We start from the raw sequence: 15,206 nt of genomic DNA, 5'->3' as shown, positions 1-15,206 counted from the left end.
TGACTTCCGCGTAGCAGCACTAGGATAGCTATAGTGATTTATGTTCATATTAATTATCTTTTAACTTATGGGTTTAATATCCTAGCTTTACCCACGGTGTCTACAATTATTTGGGGTTTTAATTCCCATAACTTTTTTTGTTCCTTCTTCAAGAATAATTACTAATGCAGTATTTCTCTGATTTCTATTTGTTGTTCAAGTTCCCACATAGCATAATCAATCAATCTGTAAACCGTTAGAAATAAAACTATGGAAGCAATACCAGTTCCCTCCCGTATTCATTATGAATTGCTACTTCAGTTATTAGAAAAAAAGACAATTTTAGCAGTAGAGTATAATACAAAACAGCACGAAAAAGCACGGGAACTTATTGTAACTGTGAGAAAAGCTTTAGCACTACAAAAACAATTTGAAGAAAGTTGCAAGCAAGCAAATTTACCAATTGAACATCAATGGTCTCTCAATGAAGAAAAATAAATATTGCAGCGTATTAGGTGGTTTATGAAGCACTCTCAGGAGAAGGGAGAAGGGGGTAGGGATTAGGGAGTAGAGAATAAGAAAGAATAATGCACTTAATTTGGTGCATTTTGATCGGAGATACTTAAAAAGAACTTCTCTAATTTATTTTAGATAGTTACAGCGTATTTCATATTACCAAGGTACACAAGTCGCGGGCAAGATGCCCGCACTACAAACACTTTACCATTCTTATGTGTACCTCATTTACCTGAAATCTGCTGTATGTCTATTATTTTTACCTTTTTTTATTAAAACTCTTGCATTAGTAATGATTAAGGGAAGTTAATAAAGTTAGTATTTCGGCAATAATTTGTGAAATTATTCAAAATTATTACTTTAATAACCAAAACTTTGTGATTAGTTTTAAGTTCTAAATTTTACCAAATAACCAAATAAATAGTTGCTTTAATCATTGAATTATCCGTTAATATCTTAAATGTAAATTCTATAGAAAGAAAAATCAAAAAATTCTTCAAAAAAAATAATTAAAATTAAATAACTCCCAAAATAACTAAAACTTTCTTAGGTGGGAATCTTAAAGAAAAAATAAGTTTTTTTCAATGAAATGCTTCTCAATCAATAAACATATAAACTAACTCAAGTAACACAAAATAAAGAAATAGAAAGAATGAATGACAAACTAATGTTAATGATTCCCGGACCTACTCCAGTACCAGAAACAGCCTTACTGGCTATGGCCAAACATCCAATCGGCCATAGAAGTAGTGACTTTTCCAAAATTATGGCAGAGGTGACAGAAAACCTCAAATGGCTACATCAAACAAAAAATGATGTGCTAATTTTAGCATCTAGTGGAACTGGGGCCATGGAAGCAGGTATCATTAACTTTCTCAGTCCAGGCGATCGCGTATTATGTGGATGTAATGGTAAATTTGGCGATCGCTGGGCAGAAGTAGCTACGGCCTATGGCCTCCAAGTTGAAAAAATTACAGCAGAATGGGGCCAATCTCTGGACTCAGAAAAATTTCGTGAACAACTAGAAGCAGATAAAGATAAAAAAATCAAGGCGGTTATTATTACCCATAGTGAAACTTCTACAGGTGTTCTCAATGACCTAGAAACTATTAATAGTTATGTTAAAGCTCATGGCGAAGCATTAATTATAGTAGATGCCGTCACCAGTATTGGGGCAGTCAATATACCAATAGATGAGTTGGGTCTTGATGTTGTTGCTTCAGGTTCTCAGAAAGGTTATATGATACCCCCTGGTTTAGCTTTTGTATCAGTAGGTGCTAAAGCTTGGAGTGCATATGAAACGGCCAAATTACCACGTTACTATCTTGACTTGGGTAAGTATCGTAAAGATGCAGCTAAAAATACTACACCTTTTACCCCACCAGTAAATTTATTCTTTGCCTTGCAAGCTACACTTAGAATGATGCAGGATGAAGGATTAGAAAATATATTTGCTCGCCATCAACGTTTAATGAGTACGACTCGTGCAGCAGTCAAAGCTTTAGGATTGCCCCTATTTGGGCCAGATGCAGTAGCTAGTCCTGCTATTACGGCAGTTGCTCCTCCACCAGAAGTAGACGCAGAAAAAATACGGACTATTGTAAATAAGCGTTTTGATATTGCTTTAGCTGGTGGACAAAACCACCTGAAAGGGAAAATTTTCCGTATTGGACATTTGGGTTTTGTCAGCGAACGGAATATTCTCACCGCTATCTCTGCATTAGAAGTTGCTTTGCGAGAGTTGGGATATGAAGCTTTTACTCCAGGAGCAGGTGTAGCTACTGCTTCTAGAGTTTTAGCTGAGTCATAATTTAGCATCTAAAATGTTGCAATAGTAGGGGCGGGTTCTACGTTAAATTAATGAGTCTTAACCAATTTAGATGAACCCGCCTCCACCCCAATAATCTAACGCACTAGCTACATATTGAAGAACCGTTATTTTCAACGTTTAATTAGAGATTTTAAGTTTAGTTGTGAACTAGAGTTAAATTGATATTTCTAGTAATTATTCTGGCATTTAGTTAAAATCATAAGTAGTTTCTAGCCAATCAAATATTTTATCCAACTGCTCTAGAGTAACTAAACCATATTGCCATAAAATCATTGGAAAAGCACTAAAGTCTGGTTTACGATCTACTAATGTTGAACTAATACTAGCTCTTTCTGCAACTGCTATAGAAGCTGAAGAAATAGATAAATCATCTTTCAAGAAATGAATAAAGCGAGCATAATTATTTGGTGTCATTTTTCTTTACCTCCTATTTTTCAGACACCATTCTCTTTGTAACTCTTGTTGACAATAGAATATATAGAGTCACATATTTAAGAGAATTATCATGTCAATAAAATTAATATTTTTTTTGGATATTATCGATAGTTATTTACTATCATCAAGCAATAATTTTTCTTGGATATTGCTAGGATATGCCAGTTTTTTATCTGTTTACTAAACTCTGCATTTTTTCAGAAACTTGAGAGTGAAACTAAACTAGATATAGTACTCCTGGACTATACTAAGTTTTGAGAATAGCTTGGTTTGAATCTACATAAGTTGCCTATGCTATTCCGCAAAAGCTAGCTATTAATTTCTAGAAAAATTTAGTGAAATTATCGTTACTCAAAATGTATATACATTCAGGTTGAAAAAAAATTCACTATCTGTCTCAACATTACAGAAGACTTTCTATTGAATTCTCTCTCTAGTCAAAAGATATAAACAGCGCAGACAGAGGTTCCAAGTAGGTAGTTGCCTTTTTTCAAACTATTACTACTTACGAGGCTAAACTTGGTCAAGTCAAATTTTGGCAAAATAACTACGACAAAATAACTACTTTGGTTTGAATATTTGTATGTATTTTAATTCACAATACGAACCATCTCTATATGCATAAATGCGCAAAAATATACAACTAGATTTTCACTCTTAGCACAAAATCTCATTATCCTCACACCAATCAACAGAATTAAATTAAGCAAAGCAAAAATAGACTCTTAGCAAGACAAGTTTTTCTATATCTTCTACACCTTCTTGGTAAAAGTAATACTCATCAAAAGTTAAGCACTATCGATATTGTCAAAATATTTCTCTTACAGCTTGCGAAACTTAATTTATCTTTATTTATTTCCGATGAATAGAATAGCAGTATTACAAACCATGAAAAGCTTAAGAATACATATTCTGAACTTTAGGTGAACAATACTTTGAATCCATCTAAATAATGTCTAGCTTACCAATATAGCAAATTAAAACTTTAGTGTAAATATATAGTAAGTAAAATAATAAAAAGTTTTATTAGGTTTTGTCAAAATAATTCAGAGTTTTGCGACATTTTAGCTTGTTGTACAAAAACTATAGGTCTGGGGAATAGCAAAAAATAAATCATCCAATTTTTGGATTTAATTTGTTTGTTTTGTACCAGAAGGAAAAGGAAAAAACTTTGATTATTGATATTCCGTTATTTTTACTGCGAAGTACTATGTAGACAGCTATTTCATAATTCAAATAAAGGAATGGCAACTGCTATAATTTTTGTTGACATACTACCTTCTTCTCAATTCAACCTAAAACCTAAAACCTACCACCTTCTTCCATGAATGATAATTTCCTCCAATCTCAGTTCTGTCAAATACCTAAATTTTTGTAATCATTATCCGGTCTCCTACTTTCAAACCTAATTCCTTTGCACGTCTTCCCCGAAGTTCAATTACTTGATCGACTAACACATCAGGTCCATAAGTAGGGCAAGGGTCAGCTAAACAAGGAGGGACATTATCAGCGATCGCCTTAACTATGCCAGAATTTATGAATATAATATCAAGAGATATTTGGCAATTTTTCATCCAAAAGCTAACTTTCCGAGGCGGGTTAAAAGAGAATAACATTCCTCGGTCATCAGCAAGTTTAGTCCTGTACATTAAACCTATTGCTTTCTCTTGAGGGGTTTTCGCCACCTCTAAATTAATTATCTGATTAGATATATGAGCTTTTGCCGTAATTGGTAAAATTTGGCCTTGTGGAGATATCTGAGAATCTGATATATTTTGAGCTTGTGCTGGAGTATGAAAAACTTGAACAAATATTATTTGTAGCAAACAGCAAAGCAACAGAAATAAGATGATTCCAGACTTAAGTAAACCAATTTTACGACCCATAATTAATTATTTCTCAGATATTCTATGTATGTTTTATTCTTGAAGAAACAAGAAACAAGAAGGAAAAAGTGGATGGGGACTCAAACCCCAAAAAGCTTGTAAACACCCCAAGTGACGGCGGGGTATTAAACCCAAAAGAAAAAGATAAATAATAATTTTATAGTAATTTTTTTGAGATTTCACTTATTGTGACATTCCTGCCGTTAGATCAAAGATTATAATGGAAAATTCTTGCTTCTGCGATTCTAGGGTTAGGCGAAAAATCAAACAACTTATATTATGTCCGGATAATTAGTGATCAAAAAACTTTCTCTTTCTTCTTCTTTCTTTCCTCCTGACTCGATATTCCCCTTCCTGGGAGGGGTTAGGGGTGGGTTGACTCCTGAGTCGTTTATTTATAACTGTTCAACCGGACATGATATTAAGTTACGCTCCACGACGATTAAATATCTGTTTATAGTTACTTTTGCAGCAGCTATATCACGATTTATTTGATTTCCACAACTACTGCAATTATGTTTTCTATTCCTGCGGAATATTGCGTAAACAGAAAGTTTTTTCTGATTAATATGCCCAAATTTAATATCAAGTCTCATTAATTAGCCATAATAAAAATGTTCTTCTTTTGATAGAGAATATTTTTTCGGTGCGGAATGCGGAGCAAACAAATTTCCCCTACTCCCTACTCCCTACTCCCTAAATTTTTCCGAAGTGGTTATTCAAACAGACATGATATAAGACATTCTTGAGAAATATAATTTTTATCAACTTTAGCAAAATACTTACCTCAATTCCTGCAAATATCAGCCAATATTTCATTAATCCTTTGATTGTTTTCTAACAAGACCTTGCTTACCAAGAATTAAAGACTCTAAGTTTCCCTCAAAACATATCCAATACCACGGACTGTCTGAATTAATCTCTTCTCGCCTTCTCGTTCAATTTTCAGACGTAGATATCTAATATATACCTCAATTACATTAGACTCACCCAAAAAATCATAACCCCAAACATTTTCTAAAATCTGTTCGCGACTCAATACTTCGCGAGGATGCTCCATTAAAAACCTTAATAACTCAAATTCCTTCATAGTCAACTCAATACTACGACCATGACATAAGACCCGTCGAGTAGCCAACTCTAAAATTAAACTCCCAAATCTCAATTGGTCCTTTTCTGCTATAGTAGGTTGTAAATAAAAACGGACTAATTTTAAGAATTCATCACTGCGATAAGGTTTGAGAAAATAGTCATCAGCTCCAGACTCCAGACAAGCAACTCGGTCGTCAATTTGGTCGCGACCCATCAACAATAATATGGGCATATTATTACCCATTTTTCTCAGATGACTGCACAATGATAGTCCAGATTCACCAGCTAACATTCGGTCAATTACAATCAGAGCAGGTTTAATTTCTATTGCCCTGTGAAGACCCGCGGTAGAATTAGTAGCTACAATTGGATGATAGCCTGACTCTTCTAGATCCAAACTCACATATTGGGCGAGAATTTCATCAGTCTCTATTAGTAAGACTGAACGATCTCGATCTATAGTTAAGGTAGTCATAGCAATATGATTTTAATTGTGAGATATTGGAGACTTTTGTTTTAGGTATGGAGGGAATAGGGAATAGGTATGGAGGGAAGAAACGAATATATATGAATAAAATAACTGCTATATTCTATACTTTAAACGAACACCTCAATTCTCACATCTGATTCGGTGATTGCTATATTTCTGTACAAAATTTATGATACTAACACCCTCTCATATAATCCCGGCATATTGAAGTTAATCTAGTGCAGGATGGCGGAAATAACTGACCAGTTACAAAATCGCGCGAACAATTACAAATCAAAAATGATTGACTTTTAAATGCATGACTTTTAACTTCCGCGTAGCGGCACTAGCAGTGAAAATTGTGAAAAATAACCACCAGAATAATTTAAGGTAATTCAACAGAAGTTGGCTTGGCAATGTGCGGTAGTCCCCATCCCAATTTCTCGCGCAGAACATGGAAAAACTCTGGTGGCTTAAGTCGAATGAAACGTGCTTTATAATGTGATTGTTTCACTCGTACTCGGTCCTCTGGCAAGACATAACATCCTCCATTACCATCTACAATCATCATCATACGATTTGGACTAGCAGGAAAAACAGTTACTGGTTCAGTATCAGCAAAAACCAAAGCACGGGATGCTAGAGAATGGGGACAAATAGGTGAAAGCTCCAAAACGGGAACTCCCGGAGTCACAACAGGGCCACCTGCCGATAAAGAATAAGCAGTAGAACCAGTAGGAGTAGAAATAATAATACCGTCTGCCGCAATATCTATAGGAGCGTGCCGACCAATTTGGATTTCAAAATGGCACATACAGGTCATAGGTTCCCGATGTAAAACCATTTCATTTAAACAAAGGGCTTCCCATAATAACTCATTATCTCGGAACAGACGTACTTCTAGCATTGTCCTTTCTTCTACTTCATAGTCTCCTGCTAATACCTGTTCAATAGCTGGATATAACTGATTGACAAAAGTCTCAGTCAAGAAACCCATGTGACCTGTATTGACGGTCAATAGTGGAATATGGCAAGGTGCTACTTGACGAAATGCAGATAAGACTGTACCATCCCCTCCTAGGACCACAGCAAAAGTCATGTCTTTGGTAAAGCCAGAGGGCACTAATTGGTCTATAGAAGTATGACATAAAGGACGTTCTAGGCTGGGATAACCTAAGATTCCTCCCGATCCATTATTGATGTGAATATCATAGCCATAAGCTGTCAGCTTGTCTTTTAACTCATTAGTTATGCGACAAGCTATTGGTTTGGCATCGTTATAAATGATTCCTATTTTTGACACTCGAAAAAATCTAGTTCAGGGTGGTTAGAAACTTTAGAAAAAGAAAGGTTTATTCTTGGAAGTTGATTTTCCTAATTTTGCTTGCTCGTACTCTATTTCCTTCAACTTTTTCATAATCCGACTATAGTATTCTTGCAAATAAGATTCTAGTGTGGTTATTTCTTCAGGATTAATGCCAAATACAGGATAAACATCATCCATTGAAGCTGTTAAAGGTTGACTGTTGGCTAATACTTCTGCAAAAGCTAGTCTATCCGAGACATTCCAACCCCATTGAAATGACCTAGTAAGCTGACGAAATATACGCAATAGGTTAATATTTGTACGAGTTACTTTTGCTTTTTCTCCAGACAGTCTTTCACACATCCGAATAATTTCACTAGCATCCCAAGCACGGGGACCTACTATGGGAAAGCTTTGATTTTCTGTTTCGGGAACTGAAATACTACGGACAGCAAACTTAGCAATATCTTGAGTATCCATATATGCAATGGCTGTTCCTTGACCGGGAACCCAAACTGCTTGCTTATCTAAAATTGGCACTGCATACTGGCCAATCAATCCCTGTAAAAAACCACAAGGTTTTAAGATGGTGTATTTTAAGCCAGATTCAGCAATAAACAGTTCTGTACATCGCTTAATTTCTAGGAGAGGGACTTGGGGATATTTCTCTGCATTTAAAAAGGAGAAAAATATGAAACGTTCTATACCTTTAGCCACTAGAGCTTGAATCAGTGATACTTTTCCTTCCCAGTCTACCTGTTTAATACTCAGAGAGTCTGTTGGTCTCGCAGTTGCAGCATCAATCACTGCATCAACTCCTTCCAAAGCTGGTAGTAGAGTTTTAGGCTTGCAGAGATTTCCTCCTATTAGTTCAGCCCCCCACTCTTTTAAAAAAGATGCTCTACTGTAGCTTCTGATTAAGCAGCTTACTTCATAACCTTCGTTTAGGGCACAACGCACTATTTGTCTACCAAGAGTACCAGTAGCCCCGACGATTAATAGTTTCATAAACAGTTTTTTAATTATATTAAAGATTCTTTATCACTCTATCAAACTTCTCTCATTTTTTTACAAAACTTAATATTTTGAGTTAAATATATTTGAGTTTATATTTTTAATCTGTTAAATCTACCATAAAATTTATAAAAAGTAAATTCTTACGGTTTTTCATCATCGACGGTATGGGGCGCTTTTGTAGTCCCAAAGGAGGGTGCAGCTCTGGCGTGAAGTTTGCAGCGTAGGGTCAGACCAGACCCTGTACTCCCCACACAGAGCACACTCCCCCTATACTTTTAAATTAAATAAACAGATAAATAGACCCCAAATGGGTTCTATATGTCTTTTTTATGTGGACTATTTGCGCTGACTGCTAGTAGCTGATAGCTGACAGCTAGTTAAATTATTCGCCTCCTTGTAATTTAAGTAATAGGAAACCTCCTGCTAAACCAATCAGAATTACAGAAAAAGACAAAATAGCTGCATTGAAAATCTCGCCACTCATATTCTTAAAATACTCCTAGTAATTTGTGATATATATTTTAAGACATTTTGACTTCTTCCCAAACTAAAGTCATATACCAAGCGTGAAAAAAGAATGCTACAAAAAGGTAGATATTCATCGGATATGCTTAAAAATAGCTGCTCCAGTTCATTTAAGATAGTTATCCCTATCTTTTTTCCCTTTTTTTCAATATTTACCCCAACTTCGGTCTTCCCTCTTCCTTCTTTCGTACGGACGTTGCATAAGGGCGTCCCTACCATTTGTAACAAACATTTATCACGCTTGGTAATACAGTAGTTTCCGCGCGTTATGAGCTACATATCTTCACCGCTTGAGGGAGTAGACTGTTTTTCATGTTAATTTTGATACTACAAATTGAAGTGCGGAATGTGGGGTAGAACAATATTGGGACAATTCTTACTCCTACCTCTTCTAAATTCCCATTTCTCCTGTACGGGCGATTTCCTACGGAATGCTCGTAATTACGCGAATTGCCCCTACTAAAAGACTTTTTCAGCAAACCCCAATTATTAATTATTAATTATTCATTATTCGGTAAGTATTCTTCAATGCAATAAATATGAAAATACCAGGAACAGAAATAGAAAATACAAATCCTCGTCTAGCATTGACAATTGGAGATCCTGGGGGCATAGGACCAGAAATAATTCTTAAGGCTTTAGCAGACCCTACTGTTACAGAAAATTGTGACTTGACAATTATAGGCAGTCATCGCATTTTGCAACAAACCTATCAAAAACTATCTCAACTCTCGCAAAAAACTGAATCGCAACAATTACTTGTCAAATGGGAAAATTTAAAAATTTTAGATGTAGAGTTTAATGGAAAATTAGAAAATATATTTCCCGGCAAAGGTAATGCTGTGAGTGGGGAAGCTAGCTTTTGTTTCATGGAAACAGCCATTGCTAAGACTTTAGCTGGAAAATTTCAAGGTATTGTCACTGCTCCTATTTCCAAAACTTGCTGGCAGATGGCTGGTCATAAATACCCTGGTCAAACTGAACTTTTAGCAGAAAAAGCAGGTGTTAAAAAATTTGGGATGTTATTTTTTGCGCGATCGCCCCACAGTAATTTTGTACTCCGCTCTCTTTTAGCAACCACACATATACCATTATGTCAAGTCCCAAAAGCTTTAACGCCAGAGTTGCTGAGTTGGAAATTAGAGTTACTAATAGAAAGTTTACAAAAAGATTTTGGGATTTCTCGGCCAAAAATTGCTGTTGCTGGTTTAAACCCTCACAGTGGAGAAAATGGACAATTAGGAACAGAAGAGCAAGATTGGCTTATCCCTTGGTTGGACAAACAACACGATCGCCGACCGGACATAGAGTTAGATGGGCCAATGCCACCGGATACTATGTGGGTAAAACCAGGTCAAGCTTGGCTAGGTTTACCAGCTAAAACTTATGATGCTTATTTGGCGTTATATCATGACCAAGGCTTAATTCCAGTTAAACTAATGGCTTTTGATTTAGCAGTGAATACTACCATTGGTTTACCATTTGTTCGTACCTCTCCTGACCATGGTACAGCTTTTGATATTGCGGGTCAGGGTATTGCTGATGCGACGAGTATGAAAGCAGCAATAAAGTTGGCTAAAGAATTGATATTACAAAGAAGTTATTCATAGAATTGTTTCTGCAATAGTTGACTAAGTGAATCTACAATCTAAAATATACAAATAGGAGGTACAAAAAAGCTGACAAATTTGATTGTCAAGCAAATATACCTACTAATATCATTTTATTTAGCTCTCAGGGGCGATAATAAAAAATTCTTACCCCAAAATAAGCCTATTAAGGTATGAATTTATAAACAATAAAAGTAAGCATTCAGTTATTAGCATTTCCTACGGAATGCTCCGCAAACAGTAATCAGCTTTTAAACTTATGCAAGTAATAACTGAGGTTAGGTTATAGCCAATTTCATTAATGAATTTTAATTCTCATTGGTGGATAATTCCTTTCTAGTTATGATAATGAGTTAATAACAAATAGCTGATAGCTGATAGCTGATGGCTGACTGCTGAATGCTTACCAATAAAATGGTAAAAAAATCAAAATTTATTTAAGAAACCTTTGAAAACTATATCCTTTACTATCCAGGGAAAAATGGATTATGAAACTTTAGGAAAAGCAGGAGGAATTAGCACAACTCCTGGCACACCACAATGGGCACTTGCTATTAAGTTAAAACTACAATCTGTTCTGAAAAAAGATGTAGTTGTTAATGGGGAACAATTAAAGGCATGGCGTGAATTAATGAAACAGCCAGCTGCTTATCAACAATTACTTGATGAGCAAGGAAAACCATTTAATAGCTATGAAGAATTATGTCGTGCTCAACCACCTTATGGATTAGGTTGTGAAGCTAAAGAAATTGAAGAATTAATTAGCAGGTTAGAATCAACTGGAATAAAAACAGTTGAGACACCGGAAGACACGGTCAAAGATTTAGGAAATCCATCAAATTATTTTCATAAATTCTCTAAACTTGTGGAAGCTTGCCCGGATAATCAAGCTTTAAATGCACCGAAAATAGGAGAGATTTTGGATTATGCTCATAGCACTGCTCAATTATGGAGAAAACGATGGGAACATTTAGGATGGTTAGAACAATCAAAAAGTAGTGGGAGAGGTTTTTATCAAATTACTGAATCAGGAAAAAATGCGGTTAAAAATTGGTTAGAGCAACAGCCAGAAGGTAAGTTGAATCAAGAACTTTGGGTAGTAGTTCCTAAAAATCCTCAAAAGGCTGCAGAAAAATTGATTAAGTCGTTTAAAGGTGAAGATTTAAGAGAGATTTACAAACTAATTGGAGAGTCTTTTAGTCAAGAATTAACTGTATTTCATTCAGATTCAGATATGAAAAAAAATTAGTCTTTAGTTATTACCAGATTACCTAATCTATCAATGTCAGGGTTAACAGCATAAATTAAGAGTTTAATTTTTTTTATCCTTCAAGGTAATTTAATTATGAAAAAATAAAAGGTTGTTTTTGAGGATATTATTAATGTTAAAAGTAGTCCTGAACTCTATGGAATAAGTAAATTATTGAATCAATGAAAATAGGAGTTTTTATTCTGAGTAAATGCTCCTCATAAAATAGCTATTGGGATTACTTTTAACGGGGGTATTTTGAGTGAAATAAATTGTGTCATACTTGAATCAAAATTTAACTTATCCGAAAATTAATAAATAAGTAATAAACAGCCTCTACTCCCATTAAAAATTTAGGTATATTGGTAGTTTAAATTTTGTAGAGATACTCTATTCTAAGTTGTTATTTAAGTTATCAGTTAGCCTCCTGCTCCCTCTACTAATTTTTCTTCTTCTTTCTTTCCTCCTGACTCCTGACTCCTAAATAATTAAGATTAATATCATACACTAATTCACCAACGCCATAAATTTTATAAGAGGAACTAATGACAGAGCTTTCCACTGAACAATTGCTTTATTTGCTTTACACATTTGCTTATTCAACAGAAGGAACTGTTACTAGAAGTACAGTTAGGAATCATTTATCTAAAAAACGCCGCCCCAATGCAAAACAGGTTTGTGAGAGTTTATGTGAGCTGAAGTTATTGGAGTCTCCTAAACGAGGGAGAATTAAAGTTACTGAGATGGGAATGAAAGCTCTAGTTCTTAATCTTCAAACAACGGAGTATAAATTTAGGTCTAACAAAGGACCTAAAATTTTAAATGCTTTAATGGCTTGTTTAAAATTAACAGCAAAATATAATCAGATAAATTATCAAAATGAGGATATGGATTTTGAGACTTTTGTAGATAAGTTTAAAAAGCTTTACCTTGAAGAAAGGAGGCGTCAAGAATTGGAAGGTGTTGTGGCTATTCGTAGTAAAGAAATTTGCCAAAAGTTTAGGCAAAATCATCATATTTCTGAATTGCTACTAGAAAAATATTTTGAGCAATTGAAATCTGATGGTTTAGTATTTGCGGTACAAGAAAACAATAAAGAATTAATTCAATGGGTGAACTAAATTATGCCGGAAGATGCAGGAAAAAAAAGATATATTAGAAAGTTTTTACAGCAAATTCAACCAGGAGAAGGTTATGTGGAAAATATTTGGGTTGAACGTGATGTAAGATTACCGGGAAAAGAAGGTGAAGGTTATACTACAGCTAAAAGTTTATCTGGCAACTCTTCAATATCAAATATAACAGAACTGCTTTTAGACGATCTTAAACATACTTTTGACGACAAGTTTTTTACATTTAGATTTGTAGCGGCACTTCTTGGTAGTGGTAAAACTTCTCTATTAACTTATTTGCATGAATTAACAACAACTCAGTCAAATTATGAAAAACATTCTGTAGTTATTCAGTTTCCTCTTTCTGATTTACGGACAGTTGGTAGTAGTCATAATTTCAGTATTAAACTTTATTGTTATATTTTAGGAGATACTTTTTGGCAGTTAATACATAATCAAAAATTATTGCCAGAGGTGAAAGAAGTTGCGAAAAATATTCTTGAAGAATTTGATGCCGGGTCATTATTAAATACAGGAACTAGAGAAGAGATAAAATTAAATCCTTTCCGTTCAAAATTTAGTAAATTTTTCGCTACAAGTGAAGTAAATTTTGTCGAATTATTTTTTGATGTGATATCCCAAGTCACAAAAGTAGACTCCAGATTTACTTTTGTCTATCTAACAGATGAGTTAGATTCATTAGAAAAATTTCCACAAGATATAGAAGAAACTAGAGTGATTTTTAGAGCATTACTAAAGCAAGCTGTTCAGAAATTTGGAAGAAGTATTCCTCTACTAATTTATTTGGTGGGTACATCAGATAATGTAAGTTCTTTAATTGAAGGAGATCCTGTATTAAAAAGCTTGGTCAAAGAATCGGTTATCAATCTGAGTTCAGGTTCTAATCAAGAATTTATGATGATTAAACAAGAGATAGATGAAAGAATTAAAGGAGCATACAAAGGATATAAAAATTTTAATAGTGCTTGGCAAGAAATTCAAAATATACCCTGGAAACCCGCTACAAATTTCCGAGAATTTTGTCAATATTATTCAGGAAAAGTTCTAGAAATACATGAAAGATATTTTTCCGAAGCAGAAGAGCAAAAATTTGAAGGTGATGCTCGTGAATTAGTAAAAGCAGAATGTCAAAAAAGGTGGGAGAAATATTTAAAGCAAAAAGCATATACATTATCAGTAGTTGAAACTACAAAAGAACTTCAAGGCAAAAAAACAGGACAAAAGCATGCCTTAGATTGTTATGTAGAATTGCTTGATAATAATAGAGTAATAGCTAGAACTTTTGGTGAAGCTAAAAATTATAAATTGATTATTGAACACTTGGATGATTTTAGTCAATGGTTAGATGATTTAGGATTTAATCCATACCCTTCAGAAAATACTCCTCCGGACTTAGCTTTTATGATTGCTCCTTCATGTCCAGAACGTCTTAAAAGAAAGCTAGAGTTACAAAATATTGAATTTATTCAAGTAGATAAGGTTATTGATAAAAAATCAAGTAAATTACCAAATTCAACAAGTTCAACTATAGAGAAAATTATTGAAACAAAATCAACTTCATCCTCACATTCGACAAGCTCAACTGCTGTTAATATCAATACAGCGAACGAAGCAAAATTAATAATTGCTTTTAAAAGAACAAGTGTTAAGAACAAAACTATTCAAAAGCTGCTAAATAATAGAAAAAGTAATCCTTACAAAGACTTAAATCATCTGGTATCGGATCTTAAGTTTAGCGATAATGTAAAAGCTAAACTTCAAATTAAACTCGATAATGAAGAAATTAGTTTTTCTGATTGAAGTAACAAAAGTCAAAGAGATACTTGCCATGGAATAAATCATTTATATCTCTCCACCCTTCCACCACTGAAAATTTTCTAGGCAACTCTATAAATTATCCGAAAAATTCAACAATATTGAGATTTTACTGATGTGGGAATGACCAAAGTCAAAGAGATATTTGCCATGGAATAAATCATTTCCCTCTCTCCACCCTTCCACCACTGAAAATTTTCTAGGCAACTCTATAAATTATCCGAAAAATTCAACAATATTGAGATTTTACTGATGTGGGAATGACCAAAGTCAAAGAGATATTTGCCATGGAATAAATCATTTCCCTCTCTCCACCCTTCCACCACTGAAAATTTTCTAGGCA

The 15,206-nt window shown here is 34.3% G+C and carries 13 protein-coding genes; 6 read left to right on the top strand and 7 right to left on the bottom strand.

Annotation, left to right across the window (positions count from 1 at the left end; genetic code table 11):
* The first annotated feature begins 249 nt into the window (after positions 1–249).
* Entirely contained in the window at positions 250–477 is a 228-nt protein-coding gene (locus tag F6K18_RS19085; protein WP_287522901.1) for a DUF5340 domain-containing protein, read from the top strand.
* Between the two features lie 670 nt (positions 478–1,147).
* Positions 1,148–2,305, top strand: a complete 1,158-nt coding sequence (locus tag F6K18_RS19080) for an alanine--glyoxylate aminotransferase family protein (RefSeq protein ID WP_287522898.1) — start codon at positions 1,148–1,150, stop codon at positions 2,303–2,305.
* Positions 2,306–2,512: 207 nt separating this feature from the next.
* On the opposite strand, the gene F6K18_RS19075 is transcribed toward F6K18_RS19080, so the two are convergent.
* From F6K18_RS19075 to petM, 6 genes are all read right to left on the bottom strand, one after another.
* The gene (locus F6K18_RS19075; protein ID WP_124146146.1) at positions 2,513–2,740 is read right to left on the bottom strand and encodes a DUF2949 domain-containing protein; all 228 of its coding nucleotides are present in this window, start codon (positions 2,738–2,740) and stop codon (positions 2,513–2,515) included.
* Between the two features lie 1,385 nt (positions 2,741–4,125).
* Positions 4,126–4,647: a DUF192 domain-containing protein gene (locus F6K18_RS19070; protein WP_287240729.1), complete on the bottom strand. Its 522-nt coding sequence runs from the start codon at positions 4,645–4,647 to the stop codon at positions 4,126–4,128.
* An 871-nt stretch (positions 4,648–5,518) separates the two neighbouring features.
* Complete coding sequence (gene nblR / locus F6K18_RS19065; RefSeq protein ID WP_124146144.1) at positions 5,519–6,214, bottom strand: response regulator transcription factor NblR; 696 nt, start codon at positions 6,212–6,214, stop codon at positions 5,519–5,521.
* A 379-nt stretch (positions 6,215–6,593) separates the two neighbouring features.
* Positions 6,594–7,511 carry an NAD(+) kinase gene (locus F6K18_RS19060; RefSeq protein ID WP_287274789.1) on the bottom strand — a complete coding sequence of 306 codons (918 nt, stop codon included), beginning with the start codon at positions 7,509–7,511 and terminating at the stop codon, positions 6,594–6,596.
* 33 nt (positions 7,512–7,544) lie between these two features.
* Positions 7,545–8,522 carry an SDR family oxidoreductase gene (locus F6K18_RS19055; protein ID WP_287522894.1) on the bottom strand — a complete coding sequence of 326 codons (978 nt, stop codon included), beginning with the start codon at positions 8,520–8,522 and terminating at the stop codon, positions 7,545–7,547.
* A 391-nt stretch (positions 8,523–8,913) separates the two neighbouring features.
* Positions 8,914–9,015 (bottom strand): cytochrome b6-f complex subunit PetM, encoded by a 102-nt coding sequence (gene petM / locus F6K18_RS19050; RefSeq protein WP_063823346.1) that lies wholly within the window; start codon positions 9,013–9,015, stop codon positions 8,914–8,916.
* A gap of 580 nt (positions 9,016–9,595) precedes the next feature.
* Here petM and pdxA point away from each other — a divergent pair.
* Both pdxA and F6K18_RS19040 read left to right on the top strand, forming a co-directional pair.
* Complete coding sequence (pdxA, locus tag F6K18_RS19045) at positions 9,596–10,666, top strand: 4-hydroxythreonine-4-phosphate dehydrogenase PdxA (protein WP_287522893.1); 1,071 nt, start codon at positions 9,596–9,598, stop codon at positions 10,664–10,666.
* Positions 10,667–11,114: 448 nt separating this feature from the next.
* Positions 11,115–11,915 carry a hypothetical protein gene (locus F6K18_RS19040; RefSeq protein WP_287522890.1) on the top strand — a complete coding sequence of 267 codons (801 nt, stop codon included), beginning with the start codon at positions 11,115–11,117 and terminating at the stop codon, positions 11,913–11,915.
* A gap of 439 nt (positions 11,916–12,354) precedes the next feature.
* On the opposite strand, the gene F6K18_RS19035 is transcribed toward F6K18_RS19040, so the two are convergent.
* The gene (locus F6K18_RS19035) at positions 12,355–12,477 is read right to left on the bottom strand and encodes a hypothetical protein (RefSeq protein WP_275670303.1); all 123 of its coding nucleotides are present in this window, start codon (positions 12,475–12,477) and stop codon (positions 12,355–12,357) included.
* Here F6K18_RS19035 and F6K18_RS19030 point away from each other — a divergent pair.
* Both F6K18_RS19030 and F6K18_RS19025 read left to right on the top strand, forming a co-directional pair.
* Positions 12,461–13,036, top strand: a complete 576-nt coding sequence (locus F6K18_RS19030; RefSeq protein WP_287522888.1) for a hypothetical protein — start codon at positions 12,461–12,463, stop codon at positions 13,034–13,036. The genes F6K18_RS19035 and F6K18_RS19030 overlap by 17 nt on opposite strands.
* Before the next feature lie 3 nt (positions 13,037–13,039).
* Positions 13,040–14,848, top strand: a complete 1,809-nt coding sequence (locus F6K18_RS19025) for a hypothetical protein (RefSeq protein WP_287522885.1) — start codon at positions 13,040–13,042, stop codon at positions 14,846–14,848.
* The last annotated feature ends 358 nt before the right edge of the window (positions 14,849–15,206 follow it).

Source organism: Okeania sp. SIO2C2, from assembly GCF_010692625.1.
GTDB lineage: Bacteria > Cyanobacteriota > Cyanobacteriia > Cyanobacteriales > Microcoleaceae > Okeania > Okeania hirsuta.
This window is presented reverse-complemented; position numbering and strand designations above follow the sequence as displayed.

Excerpts from the sequence above, each read along its gene's own strand:
- F6K18_RS19085 (WP_287522901.1), top strand. The coding sequence starts at position 250 with ATGGAAGCAATACCAGTTCCCTCCCGTATTCATTATGAATTGCTACTT.
- F6K18_RS19080 (WP_287522898.1), top strand. The coding sequence starts at position 1,148 with ATGAATGACAAACTAATGTTAATGATTCCCGGACCTACTCCAGTACCA.
- F6K18_RS19075 (WP_124146146.1), bottom strand. The coding sequence starts at position 2,740 with ATGACACCAAATAATTATGCTCGCTTTATTCATTTCTTGAAAGATGAT.
- F6K18_RS19070 (WP_287240729.1), bottom strand. The coding sequence starts at position 4,647 with ATGGGTCGTAAAATTGGTTTACTTAAGTCTGGAATCATCTTATTTCTG.
- nblR (WP_124146144.1), bottom strand. The coding sequence starts at position 6,214 with ATGACTACCTTAACTATAGATCGAGATCGTTCAGTCTTACTAATAGAG.
- F6K18_RS19055 (WP_287522894.1), bottom strand. The coding sequence starts at position 8,522 with ATGAAACTATTAATCGTCGGGGCTACTGGTACTCTTGGTAGACAAATA.
- petM (WP_063823346.1), bottom strand. The coding sequence starts at position 9,015 with ATGAGTGGCGAGATTTTCAATGCAGCTATTTTGTCTTTTTCTGTAATT.
- pdxA (WP_287522893.1), top strand. The coding sequence starts at position 9,596 with ATGAAAATACCAGGAACAGAAATAGAAAATACAAATCCTCGTCTAGCA.
- F6K18_RS19030 (WP_287522888.1), top strand. The coding sequence starts at position 12,461 with ATGACAGAGCTTTCCACTGAACAATTGCTTTATTTGCTTTACACATTT.
- F6K18_RS19025 (WP_287522885.1), top strand. The coding sequence starts at position 13,040 with ATGCCGGAAGATGCAGGAAAAAAAAGATATATTAGAAAGTTTTTACAG.